Source organism: Streptomyces sp. B5E4, assembly GCF_039871555.1.
Lineage (GTDB): Bacteria > Actinomycetota > Actinomycetes > Streptomycetales > Streptomycetaceae > Streptomyces.
This window is the reverse complement of the sequence record NZ_JBDPMI010000003.1, coordinates 199,850-225,911: the sequence shown is the minus strand read 5'-3', so window position 1 is coordinate 225,911 and position 26,062 is coordinate 199,850. Positions and strand designations below refer to the sequence as shown.

The 26,062-nt window shown below is 73.3% G+C and carries 28 protein-coding genes; 12 read left to right on the top strand and 16 right to left on the bottom strand.

Going from position 1 to position 26,062, the window contains the following annotated elements; all coding sequences use genetic code 11:
• Positions 1 to 147: 147 nt before the first annotated feature.
• From ABGA99_RS06095 to ABGA99_RS06070, 6 genes are all read left to right on the top strand, one after another.
• Positions 148 to 1,113 (top strand): SPFH domain-containing protein, encoded by a 966-nt coding sequence (locus ABGA99_RS06095; protein WP_347576377.1) that lies wholly within the window; start codon positions 148 to 150, stop codon positions 1,111 to 1,113.
• Positions 1,110 to 1,340, top strand: a complete 231-nt coding sequence (locus tag ABGA99_RS06090; protein ID WP_347576378.1) for a hypothetical protein — start codon at positions 1,110 to 1,112, stop codon at positions 1,338 to 1,340. The genes ABGA99_RS06095 and ABGA99_RS06090 overlap by 4 nt, the downstream gene beginning before the upstream one ends.
• A 107-nt stretch (positions 1,341 to 1,447) precedes the next feature.
• Positions 1,448 to 1,972, top strand: a complete 525-nt coding sequence (locus ABGA99_RS06085; RefSeq protein ID WP_347576379.1) for a PadR family transcriptional regulator — start codon at positions 1,448 to 1,450, stop codon at positions 1,970 to 1,972.
• Positions 1,969 to 2,685: an ABC transporter ATP-binding protein gene (locus ABGA99_RS06080; RefSeq protein ID WP_347582273.1), complete on the top strand. Its 717-nt coding sequence runs from the start codon at positions 1,969 to 1,971 to the stop codon at positions 2,683 to 2,685. The genes ABGA99_RS06085 and ABGA99_RS06080 overlap by 4 nt, the downstream gene beginning before the upstream one ends.
• Positions 2,682 to 5,066: an FtsX-like permease family protein gene (locus ABGA99_RS06075; RefSeq protein WP_347582272.1), complete on the top strand. Its 2,385-nt coding sequence runs from the start codon at positions 2,682 to 2,684 to the stop codon at positions 5,064 to 5,066. Before ABGA99_RS06080 ends, ABGA99_RS06075 begins: the two co-directional genes overlap by 4 nt.
• Before the next feature lie 101 nt (positions 5,067 to 5,167).
• Entirely contained in the window at positions 5,168 to 5,704 is a 537-nt protein-coding gene (locus ABGA99_RS06070) for a carboxymuconolactone decarboxylase family protein (protein WP_347582271.1), read from the top strand.
• Between the two features lie 41 nt (positions 5,705 to 5,745).
• Here ABGA99_RS06070 and ABGA99_RS06065 read toward each other — a convergent pair whose 3' ends face one another.
• The 4 genes from ABGA99_RS06065 to ABGA99_RS06050 form a co-directional block, all read right to left on the bottom strand.
• Positions 5,746 to 7,146: an AI-2E family transporter gene (locus ABGA99_RS06065; protein ID WP_347576383.1), complete on the bottom strand. Its 1,401-nt coding sequence runs from the start codon at positions 7,144 to 7,146 to the stop codon at positions 5,746 to 5,748.
• A gap of 207 nt (positions 7,147 to 7,353) precedes the next feature.
• Positions 7,354 to 8,082: a transglycosylase SLT domain-containing protein gene (locus tag ABGA99_RS06060; protein ID WP_347576384.1), complete on the bottom strand. Its 729-nt coding sequence runs from the start codon at positions 8,080 to 8,082 to the stop codon at positions 7,354 to 7,356.
• A 416-nt stretch (positions 8,083 to 8,498) separates the two neighbouring features.
• Positions 8,499 to 9,812 carry a PhoH family protein gene (locus ABGA99_RS06055; protein ID WP_347576385.1) on the bottom strand — a complete coding sequence of 438 codons (1,314 nt, stop codon included), beginning with the start codon at positions 9,810 to 9,812 and terminating at the stop codon, positions 8,499 to 8,501.
• 305 nt (positions 9,813 to 10,117) lie between these two features.
• The gene (locus tag ABGA99_RS06050; protein WP_347576386.1) at positions 10,118 to 10,897 is read right to left on the bottom strand and encodes an isoprenyl transferase; all 780 of its coding nucleotides are present in this window, start codon (positions 10,895 to 10,897) and stop codon (positions 10,118 to 10,120) included.
• A gap of 117 nt (positions 10,898 to 11,014) precedes the next feature.
• Between ABGA99_RS06050 and mgrA the strand changes: the two genes are divergently transcribed.
• Positions 11,015 to 12,052 carry an L-glyceraldehyde 3-phosphate reductase gene (gene mgrA, locus ABGA99_RS06045; protein WP_347576387.1) on the top strand — a complete coding sequence of 346 codons (1,038 nt, stop codon included), beginning with the start codon at positions 11,015 to 11,017 and terminating at the stop codon, positions 12,050 to 12,052.
• Between the two features lie 279 nt (positions 12,053 to 12,331).
• On the opposite strand, the gene ABGA99_RS06040 is transcribed toward mgrA, so the two are convergent.
• Positions 12,332 to 13,060 carry an A24 family peptidase gene (locus ABGA99_RS06040; RefSeq protein WP_347576388.1) on the bottom strand — a complete coding sequence of 243 codons (729 nt, stop codon included), beginning with the start codon at positions 13,058 to 13,060 and terminating at the stop codon, positions 12,332 to 12,334.
• A gap of 147 nt (positions 13,061 to 13,207) precedes the next feature.
• Between ABGA99_RS06040 and ABGA99_RS06035 the strand changes: the two genes are divergently transcribed.
• The 4 genes from ABGA99_RS06035 to ABGA99_RS06020 all read left to right on the top strand — a co-directional run bounded on the left by ABGA99_RS06035 (position 13,208) and on the right by ABGA99_RS06020 (position 15,804).
• Complete coding sequence (locus ABGA99_RS06035) at positions 13,208 to 13,579, top strand: DUF192 domain-containing protein (protein ID WP_347576389.1); 372 nt, start codon at positions 13,208 to 13,210, stop codon at positions 13,577 to 13,579.
• A gap of 111 nt (positions 13,580 to 13,690) precedes the next feature.
• Positions 13,691 to 14,629, top strand: a complete 939-nt coding sequence (locus tag ABGA99_RS06030) for a hypothetical protein (RefSeq protein ID WP_347576390.1) — start codon at positions 13,691 to 13,693, stop codon at positions 14,627 to 14,629.
• 174 nt (positions 14,630 to 14,803) lie between these two features.
• Complete coding sequence (locus ABGA99_RS06025; protein ID WP_347576391.1) at positions 14,804 to 15,238, top strand: hypothetical protein; 435 nt, start codon at positions 14,804 to 14,806, stop codon at positions 15,236 to 15,238.
• A 347-nt stretch (positions 15,239 to 15,585) separates the two neighbouring features.
• The gene (locus ABGA99_RS06020; RefSeq protein ID WP_347576392.1) at positions 15,586 to 15,804 is read left to right on the top strand and encodes a DUF397 domain-containing protein; all 219 of its coding nucleotides are present in this window, start codon (positions 15,586 to 15,588) and stop codon (positions 15,802 to 15,804) included.
• Positions 15,805 to 15,811: 7 nt separating this feature from the next.
• Here ABGA99_RS06020 and ABGA99_RS06015 read toward each other — a convergent pair whose 3' ends face one another.
• The 5 genes from ABGA99_RS06015 to ABGA99_RS05995 all read right to left on the bottom strand — a co-directional run bounded on the left by ABGA99_RS06015 (position 15,812) and on the right by ABGA99_RS05995 (position 18,458).
• Entirely contained in the window at positions 15,812 to 16,267 is a 456-nt protein-coding gene (locus ABGA99_RS06015) for a hypothetical protein (RefSeq protein WP_347576393.1), read from the bottom strand.
• 69 nt (positions 16,268 to 16,336) lie between these two features.
• Positions 16,337 to 16,963: an OmpA family protein gene (locus ABGA99_RS06010; protein WP_347582270.1), complete on the bottom strand. Its 627-nt coding sequence runs from the start codon at positions 16,961 to 16,963 to the stop codon at positions 16,337 to 16,339.
• 13 nt (positions 16,964 to 16,976) lie between these two features.
• Positions 16,977 to 17,579, bottom strand: coding sequence for a hypothetical protein (locus ABGA99_RS06005; RefSeq protein ID WP_347582269.1), 603 nt, complete (start codon positions 17,577 to 17,579; stop codon positions 16,977 to 16,979).
• A gap of 19 nt (positions 17,580 to 17,598) precedes the next feature.
• A complete protein-coding gene (locus ABGA99_RS06000) occupies positions 17,599 to 18,255 on the bottom strand; it encodes a pilus assembly protein TadG-related protein (RefSeq protein WP_347582341.1) in 657 nt (218 codons plus the stop codon).
• The gene (locus ABGA99_RS05995) at positions 18,252 to 18,458 is read right to left on the bottom strand and encodes a hypothetical protein (RefSeq protein WP_027754509.1); all 207 of its coding nucleotides are present in this window, start codon (positions 18,456 to 18,458) and stop codon (positions 18,252 to 18,254) included. Before ABGA99_RS05995 ends, ABGA99_RS06000 begins: the two co-directional genes overlap by 4 nt.
• A 288-nt stretch (positions 18,459 to 18,746) precedes the next feature.
• On the opposite strand from ABGA99_RS05995, the gene ABGA99_RS05990 reads away from it, so the two are divergent.
• A complete protein-coding gene (locus tag ABGA99_RS05990) occupies positions 18,747 to 19,619 on the top strand; it encodes an LLM class flavin-dependent oxidoreductase (protein WP_347576396.1) in 873 nt (290 codons plus the stop codon).
• 27 nt (positions 19,620 to 19,646) lie between these two features.
• Here the strand turns inward: ABGA99_RS05990 and ABGA99_RS05985 are convergent, their stop codons facing one another.
• From ABGA99_RS05985 to cpaB, 6 genes are all read right to left on the bottom strand, one after another.
• Positions 19,647 to 20,546, bottom strand: a complete 900-nt coding sequence (locus ABGA99_RS05985; protein WP_347576397.1) for a DUF5936 domain-containing protein — start codon at positions 20,544 to 20,546, stop codon at positions 19,647 to 19,649.
• Between the two features lie 15 nt (positions 20,547 to 20,561).
• Positions 20,562 to 21,497 (bottom strand): type II secretion system F family protein, encoded by a 936-nt coding sequence (locus ABGA99_RS05980; RefSeq protein ID WP_347576398.1) that lies wholly within the window; start codon positions 21,495 to 21,497, stop codon positions 20,562 to 20,564.
• On the bottom strand, positions 21,497 to 22,831 hold the full coding sequence (locus ABGA99_RS05975; protein WP_347576399.1) for a CpaF family protein: 1,335 nt from the start codon (positions 22,829 to 22,831) through the stop codon (positions 21,497 to 21,499). Before ABGA99_RS05975 ends, ABGA99_RS05980 begins: the two co-directional genes overlap by 1 nt.
• Positions 22,832 to 22,833: 2 nt before the next feature.
• On the bottom strand, positions 22,834 to 23,163 hold the full coding sequence (locus ABGA99_RS05970) for a TadE/TadG family type IV pilus assembly protein (RefSeq protein WP_347576400.1): 330 nt from the start codon (positions 23,161 to 23,163) through the stop codon (positions 22,834 to 22,836).
• 418 nt (positions 23,164 to 23,581) lie between these two features.
• Positions 23,582 to 25,333 (bottom strand): AAA family ATPase, encoded by a 1,752-nt coding sequence (locus tag ABGA99_RS05965; protein WP_347576401.1) that lies wholly within the window; start codon positions 25,331 to 25,333, stop codon positions 23,582 to 23,584.
• 10 nt (positions 25,334 to 25,343) lie between these two features.
• Entirely contained in the window at positions 25,344 to 26,057 is a 714-nt protein-coding gene (cpaB, locus tag ABGA99_RS05960) for a Flp pilus assembly protein CpaB (protein WP_347576402.1), read from the bottom strand.
• Positions 26,058 to 26,062 lie beyond the last annotated feature (5 nt).

The window sequence follows — 26,062 nt, the reverse complement described above, 5'->3', positions numbered from 1 at the left end:
GTGATGCCGGCGTCTGCTCCCGCAGGCGGCTCCATTCTGACCGGTGTAGACCACCTACCGGAAGAGGGCATGACAACTCGCCTTCAAAATGTGCTAGCACTTTGCTAGATTCACCCCACAACCAGGGACCGAGAACGGGGACTTCACATGACGGACCGACCGCGCGACCAGTACACGCCCGCCCCGGACACCCCCGGCGCCCCACCCGGCATGCCCGTCCCACCCGTCGCCGAGCGGCAGGCGAACAGCATCGGCGGCGCCCTCGCCCTGATCCTCGGCCTCGCCGGCGCCCTCGCCGGCGCCGGTCTGCTCGCCCTCGGCGTCGCCCTGACGGGCGGCGGCACCCCCGCCGCGGGCGTCCCCGTCCTCGTCCTCGGCGCCCTGCTCTTCCTCGCGGCGCTCGTGGCGATGGCCGGGCTGAACATGGTCGAGCCCGGCGAGGCCCGCGTCGTGCAGCTCTTCGGCCGCTCCACCGGCACCATCCGCGACGACGGCCTGCGCTGGGTCAACCCACTCACCACCCGCCGCAAGATCTCCACCCGGGTACGCAACCACGAGACCGCCGTCCTCAAGGTCAACGACGCCCGCGGCAACCCCATCGAGCTGGCCGCCGTCGTCGTCTGGCAGGTCGAGGACACCGCGCAGGCGGTCTTCGCGGTCGACGACTTCACCGAGTTCGTCGCCACCCAGACCGAGACCGCGGTGCGGCACATCGCCATCGAGTACCCGTACGACGCCTACGAGGACGACGAGTTGTCGCTCCGCGCCGATGCCGAGGAGATCACCGAGAAGCTGGCCCAGGAGCTGACCGCCCGGGTGCAGGCGGCCGGCGTGACGATCATCGAATCGCGCTTCACGCACCTCGCGTACGCGCCGGAGATCGCCTCCGCGATGCTCCAGCGGCAGCAGGCCGGCGCCGTGGTCGCCGCGCGGCGGGAGATCGTGGACGGGGCGGTGGGCATGGTCGAGGACGCGCTGGCCCGGCTCTCCCGGCAGGACATCGTCGAGCTGGACGAGGAGCGCAAGGCGGCGATGGTCGGCAACCTCATGGTCGTGCTCTGCGGCGACCGCGCCCCCCAGCCCGTCCTCAACACCGGGTCCCTCTACCAGTGACGGACGACGACCCCGACCGCGCCCGCCGGGCCCGGCGCAAGCAGGTGCTGCTGCGGCTCGACCCGGCCGTGCACGATGCGCTGGCCCGATGGGCGGCGGACGAGCTGCGCAGCACCAACGCGCAGATCGACTACCTGCTCCGCCGGGCCCTCGCGGAGGCGGGCCGGCTCCCCAAGGACGCCCGCCCGCACCCCCGCCGGGGCCGCCCGCCCCGCGAGCCGGAGTAGGACACCGGCCGCGCCCCGACCCGCCCCGGCACCGCGCCCACCGGCCGCGAGGCACTACACACCCCGTCTATACACTGCACGTATACACACCGTGTAGAGTCCTCCGCATGACGATCGGCCACACCCTCCTCGGGCTCCTGGAGTCGGGCCCCCGCCACGGTTACGACCTCAAGCGGACCTTCGACGAGCGCTTCGGTCACGACCGCCCGCTGCACTACGGGCAGGTCTACTCCACGATGTCCCGGCTGCTGAAGAACGGCCTCGTCGAGGTCGACGGCATAGAGCCCGGCGGCGGGCCCGAGCGCAAGCGCTACGCCATCACCGACGCCGGCATCACCGACGTGGCCGGCTGGCTCACCACCCCGGAGAAGCCCGAGCCGTACCTGCAGTCGACCCTCTACACCAAGGTCGTCCTCGCGCTGCTCACCGGCCGCGACGCGGCCGAACTCCTCGACGTCCAGCGCGCGGAGCATCTGCGTCTGATGCGCGAGCTGACCCGTCGCAAGAAGGGCGGCGACCTCGCCGACCAGCTCATCTGCGACCACGCTCTGTTCCACCTCGAGGCCGACCTGCGGTGGCTGGAGCTCACCGCCGCGCGCCTCGGCAAACTCGCCGCGGAGGTACGCGCATGAGCACCACACCCGCCCCCGGCCCGCTCGCCGAGCCGGCGCCGATCCTCACCGCCACCGCCCTGCGCAAGGTCTACGCCGGCACCCCCGCGCTCGACGGCGCCGACTTCGCCATCGCGGCCGGCGAGACCGTCGCGGTCATGGGCCCCTCCGGCTCCGGCAAGTCGACGCTGCTGCACTGCCTGGCCGGCATCGTCCCGGCCGACGAGGGCACCGTGACGTACGCGGGCCGCGACCTCGCCGCGCTCTCCGACGCCGAGCGCAGCGCCCTGCGCCGCCGGGAGTTCGGCTTCGTCTTCCAGTTCGGCCAGCTCGTACCGGAGCTGACCTGCGTGGAGAACGTCGCCCTTCCGCTGCGTCTGACCGGGCTCGGCCGCCGTGACGCCGAACGCGCCGCCCGGCCGTGGCTGGAGCGCCTGGAGGTCGACGACATCGCGCACCAGCGGCCGGGCGAGGTCTCCGGCGGCCAGGGCCAGCGCGTCGCGGTCGCCCGCGCGCTGGCGACCACGCCGCGGGTGGTCTTCGCCGACGAGCCGACCGGTGCGCTCGACTCGCTCAACGGCGAGCGCGTGATGGAACTGCTCACCGGCGCCGCGCAGGACAGCGGCGCGGCCGTCGTCCTGGTCACCCACGAGGCGCGCGTCGCGGCGTACGCGGACCGCGAGGTCGTCGTACGCGACGGGCGCACCCGCAGTCTGGAGCCGGCCGGCCGATGAGCGACGTGACGTACGCCGAGAAGGCCACCGGCACCGGGCCGACGGGGCCACCCCCCGACCCCCGCAGCCCGCTGCGCATCTGGGCCGACGACCTGCGCATGGGCCTGGCGTTCGCGCTCCGCGGCGGGCGCGAGGGCTGGATGCGCACCGTGCTCACCGCGGTCGGCGTCGGCCTGGGGGTGGCGCTGCTGCTGCTCACCACCGCCATCCCCGGCGCCCTGGCCGACCGCGACCAGCGCGGCTCCGACCGCGCCGAAGTCCTCGCGTCCGACGCCGAGTACACGGGCGACACCGTCCTGGTGGGCACCGTCGACACCGAGTACGGGGACACCGCGATCCGCGGCCGGCTGCTGCGCCCCGAGGGCGCGGGCGCACCGCTGCCCCCGGGCGTCGAGGAGTTCCCGAAGCCCGGCGAGATGGTGGTCTCCCCCGCGCTCGCCGACCTGCTCGACGACCCCGGCGCGGGCCTGCTGCGCGAACGCCTGGACTACGGCATCGCCGGCACCGTCTCGGACGCCGGCCTGATCGACCCGGGCGATCTCTCGTACTACGCCGGCAGCGACGACATCGCGGCCGCCGACGTCAACGTCAGCCGGGTCGTGGCCTTCGGCGAGCAGTCCGAGGACCAGGCCATGGAGCCGGTGCTGCTGCTGCTGGCGATGATCGTGTTCGTCGCGCTGCTGATGCCCGTCGCGGTGTTCCTCATCGCGGCCGTCCGCTTCGGCGGCGACCGCCGCGACCGCCGGCTCGCCGCGCTGCGGCTCGTCGGCGCCGACGGCCGCGCGGTGCGCCGGATCGCCGCGGGCGAGGCACTGGCGGGCGCGCTGCTCGGACTCGCGGTCGGCACCGGCCTGTTCCTCGCCGGCCGGCAGCTCGCGGGCAGCGTGACGGTCTACGACATGAGCATCTTCGCCGCGGACCTGAACCCCTCGCCGATGCTCGCCCTGCTGGTCGTCGTGGCCGTGCCGGCCGCGGCCGTCGGCGTCACGCTGCTCGCGCTGCGGGGCGTCGTCATCGAGCCGCTGGGCGTCGTACGGTCGGCGCGGCCCAGCCGGCGGCGCATCTGGTGGCGGCTGCTGCTGCCCGCCGTCGGACTCGCCCTGCTGGCACCGATGATGGGCCGCGGCGACAACGCCGGCTCGTTCCCCGAGTGGCAGGTCATCAGCGGCACCGTCCTGCTGCTGACCGGCATCACCGCGCTGCTGCCCTGGCTCGTCGAGGCCGTGGTCGCCCGCCTCGGCCGCGGGCCGACGTCCTGGCAACTCGCCGTCCGCCGGCTCCAGCTCAGCAGCGGCACCGCCGCCCGGCTGGTCAACGGCATCGCCGTCGCGGTGGCCGGGGCCATCGCGCTGCAGATGGTCTTCACCGGCGTCGAGGACGACTACAGCGAGGCGACCGGCCACGACACCGGCAGGTACCAGCTCGGCATCTACGTCGACGCGGGGCAGGACCTCCGCGTGGGCGACCGGGTCGCCACCGCCCGGGGGGTCCGGGAGACCGTCAGCCGGATCAGCGTCGAGGTGGCCGACACCGCGCGTGATCCCGAGAACTTCGCCACGCTGACCGTCGGTTCCTGCGCGAAGCTGCGCACGCTGGCGAAGCTCCCCGACTGCCGCGACGGCGACGCCTTCCGCCTCACCGACACCTACGGCGCCGCCGACGCCCGCCGCTTGATCGCCAGGGGCGACCCGCTGTACCTGAACCCGTCGTACGAGGGCATGCCGGGCAAGGCGCTCCCCTGGACCCCGCCGGCCGGCACCCGTCCGGCCAAGGCCCTCCGCGACGGCGACGGCAACCTGTACGACGGCATCGTCGCCACCCCCGGCGCCGTCCCCGACGTCCACGACTCCGGCGTCTTCAACGCCTGGGTCGACGTGCGGCTCGACCCGGCCGTACCGGACGCGGCCGAGCGCGTACGCAACGTGGTCGACGGCGTCGACCCGCTGCTCTCCGTGCACACGCTGGACGGCGAGATCGTCTCGGAGGACTTCGCCGGCATCCGCACCGGGCTCGCGGTGGGCGCCGCCTGCGTGCTGGTGCTGATCGGCAGCAGCCTGCTCGTCGGCCAGCTCGAACAACTGCGGGAGCGGCGCAAGCTGTTGTCGTCCCTGGTCGCGTTCGGCACCCGGCGCTCCACGCTCAGCCTGTCGGTGCTGTGGCAGACGGCGATCCCGGTGGCGCTGGGCATGGCCCTGTCGATGGGCTTCGGGCTGGTGCTGGGCACGGTGCTGATGCGCATGACGGACACGCCCGTCGCGGTCGACTGGCCGTCGGTGCTGATGATGGCGGGCGCGGGCGCCTCGGTGGTCGCCGCGGTCACGGCGCTGAGCATGCCGCTGCTGATCCGGCTGATGCGCCCGGACGGGCTGCGCACCGAGTAGAGGGCCCGGGACCGGCCGGGCGCGCGTCGTAGGGGGGCGCGCCGGGCCGGTCCCGTACGAGCCGGCGGGCGCGGGCCGTACGGTTCTGTAGGGTCGGGCGCGTGGCACTCGACGCACTCAAGTCGGCCCTCCCCGGTTACGCCGGGGACCTGCGCCGCAACCTCACCGCGGTCGTCGACGACGGGCCGCTGCCGGAACGGCAGCTATGGGGCGCCCTGCTCGCCTGCGCCATCGCCGTCCGCTCCCCCGCCGTGCTGCGCGCGGTGGCGCCGGAGGCGCGGGAGCGGCTGACGCCCGAGGCGTACGAGGCCGCGGGGGCGGCCGCCGCGGCGATGGCGGCGAACAACGTCTTCTTCCGCGCCCGGCACCTGCTCTCCGACCCCGGCTACGGCCATCTGCGCACCGGGCTGCGGACGAACGTGCTGGGCCCCCGCGGCGTACCGAAGGCGGACTACGAGCTGTGGTGCGTCGCCGTGTCCGCCGTGGGCGGCTGCGGAGCGTGCCTGGACGAGCACGAGGCCGCGCTGCGGCGGGCCGGCGCGGACCGGGAGACGGTGCAGGAGGCGCTGAAGGTCGCCGCGCTCGTCCACGCCGCCGGCACGGTCCTCGACGCCCAGGCGGCGCTCGGCGACGGCTGACCGCGGTCTTCCGGCTGAGCGTCCCGTACGGGCCCGCCGCGTCAGCCCTTCGCGTCGCCCTTGGCCTCCGGGCCCTCCCGCGTCGCCGCCGCCGCCTCCGCCGTCTCCGCGTCCGAGCCGGGCGCGGGGGTGTCGGTCGGCGTGGCGGGCGAGATTTCGAGGACCGTCGACCCGTGCGGCGGCGGCCCCGGATCCGCCGCGTGTTCCCGGTGGTACGCCTTGAGATATCCGACCGCCGTATTGAGCACCGCGATCAGCGGCACCGCCACCACGGCGCCGGGGATGCCCGCGACCAGCGTGCCGATGGCCACCGAGAGCACCACCGCCAGCGGATGCACCCGCACCATGCGGCCGAGGATGAACGGCTGCAGGACGTGCCCCTCGATCTGCTGCACCAGCAGCACCACGCCGAGCACCAGCAGCGCCGTGACGAGCCCGTTCGTCACGAACGCCACCACCACCGCGAGTGCGCCGGAGACCAGCGCACCGACGAGGGGCACGAACGCGAAGAGGAAGATCAGCACGGCCAGCGGGACGGCCATGGGCACGTCGAGGATGAAGATGCCGATGCCGATGAACACCGCGTCGATGAGCGCCACCAGCACGGTGCCGCGCACGTAACCGGTGAGCGTGGCCCACACCTTCGGCCCCGCGCCGGCCACCGCGTCGCGGGCGTCGGTGGGCACGAAGTGCAGGCACCACCGCCAGATGCGCGCGCCGTCGTAGAGCAGGAAGAGGGTGACGAACGCGGCGATGGCGGCGCCGGAGAAGAACTCCAGCACGTACGAGACGCCTTCGAGACCGGCGGAGGTGACCTCGCTGGAGTTCTCGCCCAGCCAGTCGCTTATCTCGTTGCCGATGTTGTTGATCTGCTTTTCCTGCACGTGGAACGGCCCGTCGATGAGCCATTCCTGCGCGTCGTCGATGCCCTGCTGGATGCGGCCGGTCAGATCGTCGATGTTCTCCATGATCTGCCAGACCACGAACCAGCCGATGAGGCCGATCGCGACGAAGCCGCCGATGAACGTGGTGGCGGTGGCGAGCCCCTGGCTGAAGCCCCAGCGGCGCAGCCGCGCGACCGTCGGCTGCAGCAGCGCAGTGACCAGCAGGCCGACCGCGAAGGCGATGACGACGAGGCTGACGACGCTGATGACCTGCATCAGCACGTAGATCAGCCCGGCGAGGACCAGCAGCCGCCAGCCGACCTCGGCCGCGACCCGCATGCCCCAGGGCACGACGCTGGCCGGCGCCGGCCGCGGCGGCGGGCCCGGGGGCCGGGCGGCGGCGGCCGGTTCGGCGACGACGTCCTGGGGGGCGTCCTCGACGGCGGGCTGCCCGGACGCGGACTTCTCCGCGCCGACAGCGGCGGCGACCCGGCGCCGCTCCGCCATCCGGCTGGCCCGCTCGCCCACCCCGCCGAGCCAGTCCGTCATCTTCGACATAGAAGTCCTCACGCCGCCTACGGTCCGCCCGCAGTCCCGTCCGTCACCCGCACGACCGTACACGGCCCCTGCATACGGGAGTGGTCTGCTCCGGTCATCTAGGACGTGCCGGACGTGAGCGGCGGTTCCGCACGTACGTGAAACGCCCCCGGCGGCGGAGCCGGGGGCGTTTCACGTACGCATGGCGCGGGATGCTGCGCCGGGGTTTTAGTACCAGCCGTTGGCCTGCCAGAACTCCCAGCCGCCGCACGGGCTGCCGTAGCGGTCGTTCATGTAGCTCAGGCCCCACTCGATCTGCGTGGCGGGGTTGGTCTGCCAGTCGGCGCCGGCCGAGGCCATCTTCTCGCCGGGCAGCGCCTGCATCAGCCCGTACGCGCCGGAGCTCGGGTTGGTGGCGGTGTAGTCCCAGCCCGACTCGTGGTCGACGATGTTGCTGAAGCACTGGTACTGGTCGGCCGGCACCATCTGCCGGGCCATGGCCTGCACATCGGCGACGGAGTAGGACGACTGCGGAGCGAAGTCGCCCGCGTCGGCGGATGCCGACTCGGACTCGGCGGCCGAGCGGCTGGCGGCCTCGGCGGCCTCCCGCTCCTTCTCGGCGGCTTCCTCGGCCGCCTTGCGCTCTGCGGCCTCCTTCTTCTCCTCCGCGGCCTGGGCGGCGGACTTGCGCGCCGCCTCCTCGGCCGCCTTACGGGCGTCCGTGTGTGCGGCGTCGGCCTGGGCGTCCGCCTGCTCCGTGAGGGAGGCGGTCTGCACCTGGGCCGTGGCGCCAGCGGGTACGTCGGCGAGGAGTGTCGCGTCGGCGGCGGTCGCCTCGACGTTGGCCGTCGAGTCGTCGCCCTTCTCCGCGCCCGTGGCCACACCGACGACAGCGCCGACAGAGGTGACCGCGGTGGCGGAAGCCACGGCGAAACCCCGGACCGAAATCCGGCTCACACAAAGTCCTTCCAGCGTCGCCCGCTTCGGTGACCTCGCGGACGCGTTCCTGCCCCTGACACTGTCCTCCCCTTGTTCCGGACCGCCGACTGTGGCGGACCGACTGGTCACGGGAGGCACGGGCCCGGCAGCCCTCGCGTCCGCGGGGGCCGGTGCTGCGCTCGGGCGGCGTACGGCGGCTCTGTTCAGTTGAGTCGTGCTGCACCGGGGTCGGTGCGGGGCCGTACGCAGGGCCTGACGAGTCCCAGACTCTGCCGGAGACGGACACCCGGACGCAATTCCCCGTCCAGTGGGAAAGCTCACACCGCGTTTGCCCCTCGCTGTTGACGGAAACCCGTGCGTAGCACTGGGCGCAACAGCTAAGCTGCTGCGCCCAGTTCACACGTTCGAGAAGAAGCACGGGGAGCAGTATCCCGTTATACCCGGCCGTCTTCCAGCATTTCGGTCACCAGCGCGGCGATCGGCGACCGCTCGGAGCGGTTGAGCGTCACATGGGCGAAGAGCGGATGCCCCTTCAGCTTTTCGACGACGGCCACCACACCGTCGTAACGACCGACGCGCAGATTGTCCCGCTGCGCCACGTCATGCGTGAGGACGACGCGGGAGTTCGTCCCGATCCGCGAGAGCACGGTGAGCAGAACGTTCCGCTCCAGCGACTGCGCCTCGTCGACGATCACGAACGCGTCGTGCAGCGAGCGGCCCCGGATATGGGTCAGCGGCAGCACTTCGAGCATGCCGCGCGCGATGACCTCCTCGATCACCTCGCGCGAGGTGACCGCGGACAGGGTGTCGAAGACCGCCTGCGCCCAGGGGCTCATCTTCTCGGCCTCGGTGCCCGGCAGATAGCCGAGCTCCTGGCCGCCGACCGCGTACAGCGGGCGGAAGACCATCACCTTCTGGTGCTGCCGGCGCTCCAGCACCGACTCCAGGCCCGCGCACAGCGCCAGCGCGGACTTGCCGGTACCGGCGCGTCCGCCCATCGAGACGATGCCGACGTCCTCGTCCACGAGCAGGTCGAGGGCGATCCGCTGCTCGGCGCTGCGGCCGTGGATCCCGAAGACCTCCCGGTCGCCGCGGACCAGCCGGATCCGCCCGTCGGGGGTGACCCGGCCGAGCGCCCGGCCGCGCTCGGACTGCAGCACGAGCCCGGTGTGCACCGGCAGGTCGTCCGCCTCGGGCACCGAGACGACTTCGGTCGCGAAGAGTTCGTCGACCTGCTCGCCGCCGAGCATCAGCTCGGCCATCCCGGTCCAGCCGGAGTCCGTGATGGCCAGCTCCGCGCGGTACTCCTCGGCGGCCAGGCCCACGGACGACGCCTTGATACGCAGGGGCAGGTCCTTGGAGACGACGGTGACGTCCTGCCCCTCGGCCTGGAGGTTGCGCGCGACGGCCAGGATGCGGGAGTCGTTGTCTCCCAGCCGGAAACCGGCGGGGAGCACCCCGATGTCGGTGTGGTTGAGTTCCACGCGCAGGGTGCCGCCGAGGTCGCCGAGCGGGATCGGGGCGTCGAGCCGGCCGTACCTGACCCGGAACTCGTCGAGCTGGCGGAGCGCCTGGCGGGCGAAGTAGCCCAGCTCCGGATGGTGCCGCTTGGCCTCGAGCTCGGTGACCACCACGACGGGCAGCACCACCTCGTGTTCGTCGAACCGCGCCATGGCCCTGGGGTCGGCCAGCAGAACGCTCGTGTCGAGGACATAAGTGCGCCGGTCAGGCTTCTTGCTGTTCACCACGGATGGACGAACCCCCTCGGAAGAGGTCGGCACGCGACGGAGTCGCGGGGATCGGGCCGGGCGTCCGGGCCCGTGCGGCCACGTGGGCGCGCAGGACCGGGCCCCGGCCCTCCGCCCCGTCCGTGCGATGGTGCGCTGCACGGACCTCGTGATGCGGCACGTGGTGCAAAGGGTCCTCCCGGGCGGGCGGTGCGGTGGACCGCCTGCTAGCACGGATATTCCCTCGCAAGCCCCGGGGCATGCAATGCCTGTGGCCGAGGGGCCGTAACGGCGGATTCGTGCTAAAGCGTGCGCCTGGGGGAGGTTCAGCCGCCGAAGCGGCGGTGGCGGGCCGCGTAGTCGCGCAGGGCGCGCAGGAAGTCGACACGGCGGAACGCGGGCCAGAAGACCTCGCAGAAGTAGTACTCGGAGTGCGCCGACTGCCACAGCATGAACCCGGACAGCCGTTGTTCGCCGCTGGTGCGGATCACCAGGTCGGGATCGGGCTGGCCGCGGGTGTAGAGGTGCTGCGCGATGTGCTCCACCTCGACGGTCTCGGCCACGTCGGCGAGCGACCGGCCCTGGTCGGCGGCGTCGCCGAGCATGGAGCGGACGGCGTCGGCGATCTCCTGCCGGCCGCCGTAGGCGACGGCGACGTTGACCAGGACGGCGCCGCTGCCGGCCCCGGTGGTCACATCGAGGGTGGCCTCCTCCGCCTCCTTGAGGATCCGCTGGGTCTGCATCGGCAGCAGGTCGAGGTTGCCCACGTGGTGCACCCGCGCGCCGCCGCGGGCCGCGACGCCGGAGACGGCCTCCTCGATGATGGCGAGCAGCGGGTTCAGCTCGGGCTCCGGCCGGTCCAGATTGTCGGTGGACAGCAACCAGAGCGTGAGCACCTCGACGTCGGTCTCGCGGCACCAGCGGATCAGCTCGTGGATCTTCTCGGCGCCGGCCTGGTGGCCCTGCGCGGTGGTACCGCCCGCGGCGCGGGCCCAGCGACGGTTGCCGTCAAGGATGACGCCGATGTGCTTGGGCACCCGGTCGTGGTCGAGACGGCGCTCAAGGCGCTTCTCGTATACGCGATACACGATGCCGCGCCAGGTCATCCCGCGTTCAGCCCTTCCGTCGTACGTTCGGAGTACCCCCCGGAAGGCGCCACAGTACTGCCCGTTGTGCCACAGTCCTGTCACAGGAGCGCACCGGGTTCGTGATAGGCAGGTTTTGTGAACAGTCTTTTGCCTTACCTGCCAGCAGACACCCGCTACGACGCCATGACCTACCGCCGGACGGGTCGCAGCGGCCTGAAGCTCCCGGAGATCTCCCTCGGTCTCTGGCACAACTTCGGCGACGACCGCTCCCTGGAGTCGCAGCGCGCCATCCTGCGGCGCGCGTTCGACCTCGGCGTGACCCACTTCGACCTGGCGAACAACTACGGCCCGCCGCCGGGCTCGGCGGAGGAGAACTTCGGCCGGATCTTCGCCGCCGACTTCCGCCCGTACCGCGACGAGCTGGTGCTGTCGACCAAGGCGGGCTACCTGATGCAGCCGGGGCCCTACGGCGAGTGGGGCTCGCGCAAGTACCTGCTGTCGTCGCTGGACGCGTCGCTCGGCCGCATGGGCGTGGATTACGTCGACATCTTCTACTCGCACCGCTACGACCCGGACACCCCGCTGGAGGAGACGATGGGCGCCCTGGCGTCCGCCGTGCAGCAGGGCAAGGCGCTGTACGTCGGCGTCTCCTCCTACACCGCGGAGCAGACGCGCGAAGCCGCCCGGCTGCTGCGGGAGATGGGCGTACGGCCGCTGATCCACCAGCCCTCGTACTCGATGATCAACCGCTGGACCGAGGACGACGAGCTCCTCGACACCCTGGAGGCGGAGGGCATGGGCTGCATCTCCTTCGCGCCGCTGGCACAGGGGATGCTGACCGACAAGTACCTGAACGGCATCCCGGCGGGCTCGCGGGCCGCGCAGAACAAGTCGCTGGATCCCGAGCTGCTGACGGACGAGGTCGTGCGGCGGCTGCGCGGGCTGAACGAGATCGCGCGCGGGCGCGGGCAGTCGCTGGCGCAGCTCGCGCTGGGCTGGGTGCTGCGGGACCCGCGGATGACGTCCGCGCTGATCGGCGCGTCGAGCGTGGCGCAGCTGGAGGCGAACGTCGCGGCGCTGGGCGCGGCGGAGCTCACGGCGGCGGAGCTCGCGGAGATCGACGGGTTCGCGAAGACGACGAGCGGCGTGAACATCTGGGCCGGACGCGGCTGAGAGCCGGTGCCGGAGGGCCCCGGGGGGCCGTCCGGGGAAAGGGAACGGGCCGGTCCGTGGGGGGGATACGGACCGGCCCGAGGGGGGGAGTTCCACCATAACCCAGGGTGAGGGGTGCTCAGTACCGGAACGGACGGGTCACCTCGAAAAGTACTCGCCCGGTGACGGTCCGTATACGAACTCCGCTGCGATCAGGTCACTCGCACGGGGCGGTTCGCGGCTCACGGGAGGGGCTCGGGGGGCGTGCGGGGCGTACGGGCGGACCCGTCCCCGCGCCGCTCAGCCGGCCGCCAGTCCGCCGACGACGAGGCCCGCGAAGGCCCCGACGATCATGAAGGGGCCGAAGGCGATGCCCGTCTTCCGGCCCACCCTGCGGGCCGCCAGCATGGTGATCGCGTACCCCGCGCCCAGCAGCAGACCGGCGAACGAGCCGGTGAACAGGACGTCCCAGCCGTACCAGCCGAGCGCGACGCCCAGCACGAGCGCCAGCTTCACGTCCCCGAAACCCATGCCGGCGGGGTTGAGGAAGAAGAGCAGGAAGTAGATCGCCCCCAGCGCGATGCCGCCCAGCAGGGCGCGTGTCCACGATCCCGCGCCTCCTACGAGCGCCGCGCCCCCCAGCAGCACCACGGCCGCCCCCGCGAGCGGCAGCGTCAGGACGTCCGGGAGACGCCGCACCGCCCGGTCGACGGCGAAGAGCAGCACTCCGAACGGCGCCAGCAGCAGCCAGACCGCCAGCTCCGGCTCGGCTCCGGTGGCGGCGGCGAGGGCGGCGCAGGCGGCGGCGGTCGCGGTGGCGGGGAGCCAGACGCGCAGGCCGTACGGGCCTCCTCCGCACTCCTTGCACGTCGCCGGGCCGGCCCAGCCGGGGAGCGGATGGTCCTGCGGGCAGCGGTCGCGCCACGGCTCGTCGGCGGCCACGGAGAGCCGGTAGGCCGCCCGGGGCAGCAGGGCCCCGGCGGCGGCGCCGTAGCCGGCGGCGAGGACGACGAGGAGGACGGCGAGCACGGGGTGAGCCTAACGGCGGTTCCGCGGGCGGGGCAGAGGCGGGTCGGCGGCGGTACGGTGGCGGTACGGTGGCGGCTCGGGGGCCGGGGCCGGGGGCCCGTCCGGGCGGCTCCCGGCTCGTAGCGACACCACGGGGAGATGCCCGCCATGCCCACCTGGCCCGACGGACCGGCCACGCTCACCGTCGGCGGCGGCACGGACCCGCTGCCGCTGGAGGTGGCGGCCTCCTTCACCCGCCGCAGCCGCGGCCTGCTCGGCCGCGACGGTCTGGCCGGCGCCCTCCTCCTCACCCCCGCCCAGGGCGTGCACACCCTCGGCATGCGCTTCGCCATCGACGTCGCCTACCTCGACCGCCGGCTGACGGTCCTGGCCGTACGCACCATGCCCCCCGGCCGCCTCGGCCGCCCCCGGCTGCGGGCCCGGCACGTCCTGGAGGCGGAGGCGGGCGCGTTCGCCGGCTGGGGCATCCGGCCGGGGGTACGGCTCGGCGTCGGCCCCGCCACGGCGGGGGCGGACTGACCGGGCGGCGGGAGCGTCGGCGGCGCTCGCTACGATCGAAAACGACCGTGATCGCGGCCCGCACGCCGGGCCGCGGCGCGGACAACGTACGGACCTACAGGGGGCACCACCGTGGGGATATTCGGTCGCAAGCCGCGCCGCGACGCGCGGGACACCGCGCGCGACTCCTCGTTCGAGTTCTTCTCCGAGGACGAGGGCGCCCGCTTCCGCGCCGGGGTCCACGCGGCCTTCGCCGAGCAGGGACTGGAGGTGACGGTCGGCGCGAACGCCGTGACCGACAGCTCGGGCCGGCAGTTCGGCCTGGGCAACCTGGCGGCGGTCTGCCACAACGACGCCCGCGGGCCGCGGGTCTGGCCCGAGCTCACCCGCCGCCACATAGGCATCATGCTGCGGGCCATGGACGGCCCGTCGGTGCTGGACACCATGCCGGCGGAGAAGTTCCGCGCCCAGCTCTACCCCCGGCTGCTGCCCGACGAGATGACCGGCTCGGACGGCTTCGACTACGCGCGCCCGCTCGCCGAGGGGCTGCGCGAGGTGCTGGCGCTGGACCTCCCCGAGAGCGTCATGGTCCTCCCCCGCTCCTCGCTGGAGCCCTTCGGCGACATCGCCGTGCTGCGGGCGCGGGCGCTGGACAACCTGCGCGGGCTGCCGGTCGAGGCGCACGAGACGGTCGAGCAGGAGGAGGGCGCCCGCGTCGACGTGGTGATGGGCGAGTCGATGTTCACGGCGAGCCTGGTGCTGATGCTCGACGAGCTGGTGCCCCGGATCACCGGCCGCGGCCTGAGCACCGACGGGGCGCTGGTGGCCATGCCGTTCCGGCACCAGCTCGCGTTCCACGCGATCCGCGACCGGCATGTGATAGCCGGCCTCAACACCCTCGCGCAGTTCGCCGCGGCGGGCTTCGAGGAGGGCGTCGGGCGGATCACACCGGACGTCTACTGGTGGCGGGCCGGTGGGCTGACCCGGCTCAGCGCGATGGACGAGGACGGCATCAAGATCATGGTGGACGGGGAGTTCCAGGCGGTGCTGGAGCGGCTCATCGAGGGCTGAGCCCGAAGCCCGCGGGGGCGCCCGGGAGTTGCCCGGTGGTGGCCCGCCGGTGGCCCGCGGGACAACTCCCCGGAACGCACCCCGAGCGCCCCTGGTACGCGCGTACGCACCCGGCCTACGGTGGTGGGCCGAAGAACCGGCGAAGACCGCGGCGGGAAGCCGAAGGAAGCAGCCATGGGCGACTGGTGGTCCATCGAGGTGTTCGACGCGCACTCCTCCGCACTGCGGTGGAAGGACGCGTACGAGTACGCGCTCGTCGAGTCGGCGATCAGCAACCGGGCATCGACCTGGGAGTGGCACGTCCACTCCGACGGGATCGTCTTCGAGATCGCGTTCCGCGAGGAGAGCGACGGAGAGGCGTGGCGCCGGCTGCCGGGCGTACGGGCGGCGCTCGACGCCGTACCCGACCCGGTGGCCGGACTCCTCGTCCGCCGCGGCCCGGACGGCACCGCCTGCTGCAGAGGTCCTCGGCGGCCGCGCCCCGCTCCGGCCGCCGCGGCGACGGCGTTGCCGGACGGCCCGGAGGCCGGCGGCGGTGAGGCGTCCACCGCCGCCGGGGGGCCCCGCGCCCGGGGCGCGGCCCCGATGCCCCCGCCCCGTGCAGGCTGAGGGCGGGGGCGCGGACCGGCGAGCCCCCCGGGAAAGGGGCCCGCTCCGGCCCGCCCCCACACTCCGCGGGGCGCGGTGGCGGCGGCAAGGTGTTTCAGGCGGAGCCGAAACACGGGGGCCGGCGGCGCGGGCGGCGGACTGAGGGGACCGCGCGGAGGGCTGTGGCGACCGCGCGGAAGCCCGGCGGGAACGCGCGGAAGCGGCGGGTTCGGCGGGTTCGGCGGGTTCGGCGGGAACTAAGTGCCGTGCCGTGTCGTCATTCGTTTCGAGGTCTTGTGCCCGCATTGGGCGGCCTTGGGCGCGTCGTGGTCCGGCGCGCGGTACGTGACCATACGGCGGGGAGACCGATGAGCACCGAGCACGGCCCTGATGGCCTGGAATGGCGGAGGAGCAGCTACAGCCGCGGGGCCGGGGCCAAGTGCGTCGAGGTGGCCGCCGGGGCCGGGGTGGTGCACGTACGGGACTCCAAGACGCCGGACGGGCCGGTGCTCACGTTCACGCCGGAGGCGTGGGCGGCGTTCACGGTGTACGCGACCCGCACGCCGGCGACGGTGCGCAGGTTCTGACCCGGGCTCAGGAGGACCGGGGCGCCCGGGCGGGGCAGTCGTCGCCCCGGTGGCGGGAGAAGCCGAGGAGGTCCCCGTGCCGGATCTCCTCGCCGTCGCGGTCGTTGACGACGACGACGGGCAGCTTCTCGACGCAGTCGGCGAGGAGTTGCCGCAGATGCGCCACCTTGATGCCGGCGGCGATACGGCGGCCGGCGGCGTCGTCGGCGAGGTCGGTGGAGATGACCGTACGCACCGTGGTGTCGCCCTCCCACTCGGTCTCGACGCCGGTGACGTGCTCGGCGAACTCGGCGGGTGCGTAGGTCGACCCGCCGGCCGACCGCCCGGCGGCGGGGTGCAGTTGCGCGGAGTCGGCGGGCGGACCCCGTAACACGTCGTCGGCGAGCCACAGCACGCCGCCCAGCACCACCACGGCACCGGCCACGACGCCGGCCGTCCGCAGCACCCGCCCCACGAAGGCCACGCGGTCCTCGCCCCCTCCCGGCACGCAGGCGCGCCGAGGCGAGCATACCGGGCACGACGGACATCCGGGTCACTGCCCCCGGGGGAAACTCACCTCGACCCGCCGGTTCTGCTTCCGGCCCTCCTCGGTGGCGTTGTCGGCGATGGGGTAGTCCTCGCTGTAGCCGCGGACGACGTAGGTGATGTCGGCGGCCTGGAGGGTGTTGGTCAGCTCCTGGTGCACGGCGTTGGCGCGGTTCTTGGAGAGCGTGACGCCGTGCTCGTACGACCCGAGGTCGTCGGTGAAGCCGAAGACGCGGACGGTGCCGGGGTCGTTCTGCTCGATCTCGTCGGCGATGGCGGCGATCCGGGAGCGCGCCTGGCCGGTGAGCCGGGCGCTGTCCTTGGGGAAGAGCACTTCGGCCTGCAGCGCGATGGTGATGGTCGAGTTGGAGTCGGACCGCCGCTCCTCGCCGCCCTGGGTCTCGACGACGGAGACGATGTCCAGCACCTTGGGCTCGTCGAGGGTGGCGCCGTCCTCCAGTTGGAGATCGGGGTCGTTGGCGTCGGTCTCGACGGGCGGAGGCGCGGAGGTGCTGGTCCCGGGCGGGGAGGAGGGGACGGGGACGTCGTCCTGCGCGGGGAGCGCGTGCGCGACGGCGGGGGTGGCGGCGAGGAACGAGGCGAGGGTGAGCGCTACGACAGTGCGGGAGGGCATCGCGGTGCTCACCTCATTCGGAGATCTCTAGGTTGGCGGGCGGGAACGTGGGGAGCTGGAACTCGACCTCGGTGGTCTCGTCGGGCGGCGCGGGGAACTGAATGTATATGGTCAGGCTCTCGCCGGCGTCGAGGCTCGCGATGCCCGAGGTGCACAGGCAGCGCATCTCGGTGTCCCGCAGGGCGTAATAGCGCTTCTTGCCGTCGGAGTCCACGAACGTCGCACCCATGAGTGACGACTTGTCCGCTCCCTGCTCCCGGCCGGACCAGTCCTGGATGTGCAGGAAGTCCTCTGAGCCGGTGTTCTCCAGCTCGCCGTTGAGCGTGACGAAGCCGCCCGTGTCCCGCTTCAGCTCCAGCACGCGAAGGACGATGCCCTCCTTGTTCTTCACCTCGGCGATCGGCTCCGACGGGACCTCCTCGTCGTCCGCGTCCTGCTGTCCTTCGCCCTTGGCGTCGGCGTCGCCGCCGCCGGACGTCTCGGAGGTGTCGGACGACTTCGCGTCGCCGTCGCCGTCGTCGCTACCGCCGCAGCCCGCGGCGGTGAGCGCCAGGGCTGCGGCCAGCGCCACGGTGGCGGCTCCTCTGCGCGCCCTGCTCGTGCCCCTCATGCTCATTGCCAGCTTCCTTCGCAGTTCAGTCGGCGAGACGTACGGAGAAGAGGTCGTCGGGGTCGGGAAGGAGGTCGATGTCGTCCGGGTCGAGGGACCAGTCGCCGCCTTCGCAGTCGAGTTCGAGCGGCGGCTTGTCCCGGTCCTCGTCGCCGCGGCCGTCGCCGCCTCCGCCGTCGTCATCCTCGTCCCGGCCGTCGTCCTCTCCCCCGGAGTCGTCGGGCTCCTGCACGTCGCAGCGGGATTCGAGGACCGCCGTGGCGGTGGCCTCGGAGCGTTTACTCTCCGTGCCCGGTACGAGCGTGTCGCCCACGGCCTCCCGGTTGCGTACGGTCACGGTGAAGCCGTCGTCCGGGTCGTACACGCGGTCGCACGCGGTCGTGTCCGCATCGTTTCTGGCGGCGAAGTCCTGTGCCGCGGCGCAGGCCGGCCCGTACTCGAAGCCCTCGCCTCCGATGACGTCGTCCCACGACCCCGGGTCGAGGAGCGTGTCAAGCAGCCCTTCCGACAACTGCTCGCGTGCGTCGTGGGCGGCGGCCAGCGCGGCGGCGTCGGCCGCACCCTGGGCGTCGTTGCGGTTCGCTGCGGCCTGACCGACGGCGAAGTACGCGACGGCGAGGAACAACAGGCCTGCAATCCCGGCGATATAGAGCGGGAACGCCTGACCTGAGTCATCAGTCAGCCGATCTTTCCGATCTGGTCCTGGATTTTGCCGAGGATCAATTCCCCCAGCCCCGACTGGATCAGCACCAGCACGATCACCACGGCCACCGCGATGATCCCCAGGTACTCCACCGCTGTCTGCCCCCGATCGCGCTCGCGGCCGCGGCGCAGCCGCTGGGTGGCGGCCAGGGACCTCAGCAGCACGTCGTTGGGTTTCCACATGCGGTCTACCTCCGGAGTCGGACAACGCGGCCGTTGCCGTCGGTCCGTCAAGCCAATTGTGGTCTGTAACAGCGGACTTGGCGTCAGGAACGGCCATTTTCCGTCCTCCCCCTCGCCGCCCGCCTTACACCTGCGGCGGCCCGCGCCGCAGCGCGTCCACGTGCGCAGCGTAACCGGCCGCTTGCCGACTGTCCCACACCCCCCTCGCGCATGCGAAGAGGTCGGCGGGGAATACCCCGGGATGTCCGCCTGCCGGGTGGTGTCGGCCGGTCCGGGTACCGTCGCCGCATGACGAGACTTGCCACCGTGTTCATTCCCCAGTTCCCTCCCGAACGGCTTCGCGCCGTGGCCCGCGCCGCCGACGAGGCCGGAATCGACGAGTTGTGGGTGTGGGAGGACTGCTTCTACGAGAGCGGGGTCGCCACCGCCGCCGCCGTGCTCGCCTGGACCGAGCGGGTGCACGTCGCCATCGGCATCCTGCCCGTGCCGCTGCGGAACGTCGCGCTGGTCGCCATGGAGACCGCCACCCTGCACCGGCTGTTCCCCGGACGGGTGACGCTCGGGGTGGGGCACGGGGTGCAGTCGTGGATGGGGCAGGTCGGGGGGCGGGTCTCGTCGCCGCTGACGCTGCTCCAGGAGCATCTGACCGCGCTGCGCGCGCTGCTCGCCGGGGAGAACGTCACCCTCGACGGGCGGTACGTCAAGCTCGACGGCGTCGAGCTGGCCTGGCCGCCGGCGGCGGCGCCCCCGGTGTTCTCCGGGGGTACGGGGCCCAGGACGCTGCGGCTCACCGGGGAGTCGGCCGACGGGACGATCCTCGCCGGGGGTGCCTCGCCCGAGGTGGTGGAGGCGGCCGCCGAGACGGTACGGACCGGGCGCGAGGACGCCGGGCGGTCCGGGGAGCATCCGCTCGTCGCCTCGATCCTCGTCGCCACCGGACCGGGCGCCGAGCGCCGGCTCGCCGAGGACGCCCGCCGGATGGGCTGGGATCCGGCCGCGGAGGCCCATGTCGCCGGGGACGCGGCGGCGGTCGCGGCCGCGGTGGACCGCTGGGCGGCGGCCGGGGCGACGACGGTGGTGCTGCAGCCGACCGCCGACGAGCCGGATCCGGTGGCCTTCGTACGGTGGGTGGCGCAGGAAGTGCGTCCGCTGGTGTCGTAGCGCCGCGCGACGGCTCGGCACGCGGCCCTACTCCGTCAGCACGCCGAACTCCGACCCCGAGCCCAGATACACCGCCGTCACCAGCAGGATGATCGTCGCCGGCACCATCAGGCTGGTGATCAGCAGCGTCGCCTTCGGGATCGCCCGGGACGCGCGGCGGCGCGCGTTCTGGGCGTCCGTGCGCCGCTGGTCCGTGGCGATCTGTATCAGCGTCTCGACGATCGGCGCGCCCAGGTCCTCGCCCTGCTGGAGTGCGGTGACGAACTGGGCGACCTGCTCGGAGTCGTTGCGGCGGCGCAGCTCCTCGAACGCCTGGCGGCGGGAGACGCCCATGTCCATCTGGCGCAGGGTGATGCGCAGTTCGTCCGCCCAGGGGCCCGAGTAGCGCTCGCTGACGCGGTCCAGCGCCTGCCGGAAGCCGAGCCCGGCGCTGACCACCACGGCGAGGACGTCGAGGAAGTCGGGCAGCGTGCGTTCGATGACGTCACGCCGCTTGCGTACGGCCGCCCAGATGCCGACCTCCGCCCAGCCGTAGCCGAAGGCCGTCAGCACCAGCGCGCCGACCCACTGGCCGGAGGAGAGCAGGGTGAGCGCGCCGCCGTAGCCGATGGCGGCGTAGACGGCGCGGCGGGCGGCGTAGCGGTCGATCGTCAGGCCGCCGGGGTTGCCCGCGCGGTCTATCTTGCGGCGCTTGTTCTCCACCGCCCGCCGGCCCATCAGCTTCAGCACCAGCGGCGCGAACCGCATGCCGAGCCGGTCGACGAGCGAGCCGACGACGGTGGTGCGGGTGGCGCCGACCTCCAGGGCCACCTGGAGGTCGCTGGGGAGCTTGACCTCGGCGCGGTAGACGCGGATGCCGCTGAGGACGCCGAAGACGGCGAGGCCGACGGCGGCGGCGAGGAGCAGGCCGAGGGTTCCGTATGCCATGTGAGTCCCGGCCCCTCAGACGTCGATCTTCGCGAGCCGGCGGATGAGCAGGATGGCCAGCGCGTACAGTCCGACGGCCGTCAGCACCGCGCCCTGGCCGAGCGGCGAGGAGCCCATGCGCTCGATGGAGCCGGGCATCACCTGGTCGGTCAGCAGCAGGGTGCCTATGCCCATGACCGGCACGGTGTACGCGGTGAGGGTGACCTGCGAGAGCTGGGTACGCACCTCGCGGCGGGTCTCCTTGCGGTCGTTGAGGGTGCCGGTGAGGTTCCGCAGGGAGCCGACGACCTGGCCGCCGGCCTTGTTGGAGAGCACCAGGGTGGAGACGAGCACGGACAGCTCGCGCGACGGCAGCCGCGCGGCGAGGTCGCCGAGGGCGTCGTCGAGCGGTACGCCCACGGCGAGCTGGTCGGTGACCTTGGTCAGCTCCTCGCCGGCCGGCGCCTCCAGCTCCTCCGCGGCGAGGCCGAGTGCGGTGCGCAGGGCGAGGCCGGCCTGGGTGGCGTTGGCGAGGATGCGGGAGAGGTCGGGCAGTTGGTTGATGAACGCCTCGATGCGCTTCTGCCGCTGCCAGTTGAGGTAGGCGTGCGCGCACCACAGCCCGATGAGCCCGGCGATCGGGCCGAAGAAGGCGGCGAACAGCGCGTCGGCGAGGAGCCACAGCACGGCGACGCCGGCCAGCGCGTACACCGTGAACTCGCCCGGCGTGACGTCCAGTCCGGTCGTCGCGATGCGCCGCTCCAGATAGCGGCCGATCCGCGTCGGCCGGACCCGCCGGTCGACCTCCGAGAAGCGGCGCCGGGGCCGCCGGTCGCCGGCGTCGGAGAGCCGGTCGAGCAGGTCGGCGCGGCGGGCGCGGCCGGCGGCGTAGACGGCGACGCCGCACACGGCGAGGGCGCCGGCGAGCAGCGACAGGCCGACGACGAGGGCGAACAGTTGCTGGCGGTCCATCACCTCGCCTCCCGCGTCTGCAGGTGCCGCTCCGAGGGCGCCACCCCGAACGCCGGGGGCACGGGTTCGCCGGCGTAGAAGAGGCGGTCGCCCGTGCGCCGCGGCAGCGGCGAGAACTCGAACTGGCCCCGTACGATCCGGTCCGAGCTGATCGGCAGGGCGCGGAAACGGCAGACGGACACCAGTTGGTAGACCTCCCGGCCGCGGGACGACAGCATCACGATCTCGTCGATCTTGCGGGTGCCGTCGGTGTGCCGCGCGAGCTGCACGATCACGTCGACGGCCGAGTTGATCTGGTCGCGCAGCGCCTCGAAGGGCACCTCGACGTCCGACATCGACGCCAGCGTCTGCAGCCGCATGAGGGCGTCCTCGGCTGAGTTGGCGTGCACGGTCGCCAGCGAGCCGTCGTGGCCGGTGGACATGGCCTGGAGCATGTCCAGGGTCTCACCGCCGCGCACCTCACCGACGATGATGCGGTCGGGGCGCATGCGCAGCGAGTTGCGTACGAGGTCGCGAATGGTGATCCGGCCCTTGCCCTCGACGTTCGGCGGGCGCGACTCCAGCCGGATGACGTGCGCCTGCTGCAACTGCAGCTCGGCGGCGTCCTCGACGGTGATGATCCGCTCGTGCTCGGGGATGAGTCCGGAGAGCGAGTTCAGCAGGGTCGTCTTCCCGGCGCCCGTGGCGCCCGAGACGATGACGTTGAACTTCGCCCGGACCAGCCCGGAGAGCAGCAGCAGCATGTGCTCGTCGAGGGTGCCGAGGCCGATGAGTTCGGCGAGGGTGTACGAGCGCGGGAAGCGGCGGATCGTCAGCGTCGGCCCGGTCAGCGACAGCGGCGGGATGATGACGTTGACCCGCTCGCCGGTGGGCAGCCGGGCGTCGACCATCGGGGTCGACTCGTCCACGCGGCGGTTGACGGTGGAGACGATGCGCTCGATGGTCTGCATCAGTTGTTCGTCGGAGGCGAACCGCAGCGGCAGCTGCTCGACCCGGCCGGCGCGCTCGACGTAGATCCGGTCGGGGCCGTTGACCATGATCTCGGTGACGCTCGGGTCCTCCAGCAGCGGCTCCAGGATGCCGAGCCCCAGCGCCTCGTCCACGACGCGGCGGATGAGCTGCGAGCGCTCCGCGGTGGAGAGCACCGGGCCCTCGCGGCTGAGGATGTGGCCGAGCACCCGCTCCAGCCGGGCGCGCCGCTCGGCGGGCGACAGCGCCGACATCTCGGCGAGGTCGATCTCCTCCAGCAGCTTGGCGCGGTAGGTGGGGACGAGGGTCTCGCCGTGGCCCTCCGTGGTGTGGTCGGGGGTGGTGATACGGGCCCGCAGGCTCATCGTCAGTCCTTCCCCCGCGGCATCGTGGAGCTGCGCTCCACCGAGCCGAAGTTGTCGACGCCGGGGATGACGGACGGGATCTCGACGCTGGCGGTGACGGTGACCTCGCCGTCGCCGGAGGAGACCGAGAAGCCGGCGTCCAGCCAGTCGCTGATCGAGGCGGCCCCGGCGGCGGCGGCGGACGACGGCGGGTCGTCCAGGGACTCCATCCGCGCCGCGGCGCGGGCGGCGGTGCCGGCCTGGGAGGCGGTGTAGGCGGCGACGCCCAACTGCACGGCGGCGAGCGCGATGAAGATGAGCACCGGCAGGAAGCCGATGTACTCGATGGCCACGGACCCGCGGTCCCCTCGCCGGGGCGGGAGCGAAAAGGCGCGAGCGGCGGACGAGCGGTGCCCTCGCCGGGCCGGCACGACCGGCGGGGTGTCCACCCTCGCCGCGCAGCGCCCTGCCCGGGCGCCTGGCCGTACCCGGGAGGCGTCCGCAACCGGCGACGCACGGAGCCCGGCATCGGCAGCGGCCCGGTCTCCCGGACCGCCCTCCCCGCGCCGGACCGACCCGACGGGCAAGCCCTCCGCCGCCGGCGCACAGCGCCCGGCCCCGGCGGCACGCCGCACCGGCGAGGCGCCGGACCGGCGGTGGCTCCGGGCGGGCGGCTCCCGGCCCTCGGCCCGGCCCGGGGCGGCGCGCTCGGCCCGCCCGGCGCGCGCCCGCGCCCCGCGGAGCGTCTTCGTGCGCGATCCGCTCCGCATCTCAGTCTCCCTCGTCCGTGGCACCGGCGGTGCCGCTGACCGTGAACGGGAAGTCCAGCCCGCCCGGGAAGAGGACCGGCACCTTCAGATCGACCCGGGCGGTGGTGACGCCGTTCGACGAGCCGACCGACACGGAGGCGTCCCAGGCGTCCGGCAGATCCTCCGCCGCCGCGGCGGCGGGGTCGTCGCCGACGGCGGCGGCGCGGGCGGCCATGTCGGCGGCGTTGCCGGCGAGCGAGTAGGTGTAGCCGACGAGGACGAACTGCCAGACGACGACGAGGACCACCGCGATCAGGGGCAGCATGCCGGCGAACTCCACCGACACCTGTCCGCGGTCCCCCCAGCGCCGCCCCCCGCGGCCGGATGCGGGGCCCGGCGCGGTGCCGGGTCCTGGCGCCCCCGGCGCGCCGGGCGGCAGCGCCGGCTTCGCGCCGGTCGGGGCGACCTGGGGCGCGGGGCCCGCGCCGCGTCCGCCGGCGGCGACGGCGCCGGGACCGGCGCCCGTGCCCAACGCCCGCTGCGCGCCGCCCCCGTGCGCCCCGGGACCGCCGGCCGCGCCCGCGCCCGCCGGATCCGGCACCACCGTCAGCCCCAGCTCTCCCGCCACCGCCCACAGCGCCTGCCGTACCGTCGAGCGCTGCTCCAGATCCTGCAGCCGCCCGGCGTCCACCAGCGGCTGCAGCTCCTTGAACGCCGCCGGCACCGCCGTCCGCGCCACCGTCGTCCCGGTGGCCCGCGCGATGATCGACGGCTGGATCTCGGTGTTCCGGGTGAGCCGGTTGACCAGCACGACGGTGTCCTCCGCCTTGCGGATCTGCAGCCGGTCCCACAGCCGCAGCATGCGCTTCGCGCCGCGTACGGAGATCACGTCCGGCGTCGTCACGAGCACCGCGACGTCGGCGAGTTCGACGGCCGCGGCGTTCGGCGTGGTCACCTGGCTGCCGCAGTCGAGCACCACCACCTCGTACCGCGACCGCAGCGCGCTCAGCGTCTGCCGCGCCGCCCGGTCGTCGACGTCCTCGCCGCGCTCGCCCTCGGAGGGGGCGAGCAGCAGGCCGAGGCCGGTGTGGTGGGTGAAGACGGCGTCCTGGAGCACGCGCGGCGAGATGTCCTTGATGCCTGCCAGGTCCGCGACCGAGCGGCGGAACTGCACGTCGAGGTAGGAGGCGATGTCGCCGGACTGCAGGTCCAGGTCGGCCAGCGCCACGTGCCGCCCGGCGGCCCGCGCGGCGAGCGCGAGCTGCACCGCCGCGACCGTGGTGCCGACGCCGCCCTTCGCCCCGCTGACCGTGACGAGCGTGCCGCCGGGACCGCCGAACGCCTCAGGTCCGGTCGCGGCGCCGAGGTGCCGCCGGACGCCGCCGCTCCACTGCGCGGCGGCCTGCACCCGGGCGGCCAGTTCCTCGTACGCCAGCGGCAGCCCGGCGACGCCGCGGGCGCCGGCGTCCATGGCGGCGGAGTAGCCCGCGGGCGAGGTGTCGGCGGTGAGGAGGACGGTGCCCACGGCGGGGAAGCGCAGCGCGACGTCACGGATCAGCTCCAGCGCGGGCACGGGCCCGATCCGCTCGTGCACGAGGAGCACTTCCGGCAGTTCGGCCACGCCGCTGCCGGCGAGCGTCGCGAGGTGGTCGAGCAGCGCGACGGAGTCGCCGATCGGCGCGGCGGCCTCGGCGTCGGGCAGTTGGTGGAGCAGCGAGACGGTGGCGCGCGCCGCGTCGGGGTCGGCGATGACGGGCTGGATGCGTACGGTCATGTGCGGCCCCTCACCGGTCCTCGTCGAGGGTGTACGTGCGGTCCTCGGGGGCGATGTCGGTGTCCTCCTCGCCGGGGGCGACCAGCGCGAGGCGCACGTGGGTGGCGAAGGACTCCGCGTACGCCACGCGCTGCGCGTCGGAGGTGCCGAGGGCGAAGGTGATCGGCACGGCCTCGCCCTCGTCGGCCCGGGGGTCGTCGTCGCCGGTGCGCTCGATCGGCGTCAGCTCGCCGACGTCGATGACGCGGGCGCCCGCGACGATCACCTGGGAGACGGGCTTGTCGCCCTCGCCCTGGGCGTCGAAGGTGGCGAAGATGTTGACCCGCGCGCCCGGCGTGATCTTTCCGGCGACGCCGGTGGAGGCGTCGATCATGATGGCGATCTCCTGCTGTCCCGGCTCCAGTTCCGGGCGCCCGCTGACCATGTCGCTCTGCAGCAGCGAGCCCCGCTTCAGCGGCGTGAGCGCGACCTTCCCGGTCAGCTCGTCCGGGTCGGTGACCGCGGTGTCGGGCAGCCAGCGCTTCGGCATGGTCGTCTTCTCGTACTGGTCGGACTCCAGCGGCTCGTACGCCTCGACGTCGGTGGTGAGCCGGTACGCGGTGGCCTCGTCGCCGACCTTGGACTCCACGTCGCTGACGAACGCCAGCACGCCGGCGAAGGCGCCGAGTGCGACGAGGACCGACAGCAGGACGAGGATGATGCCGCGACGCTGGCGTGAGTTCATCGACG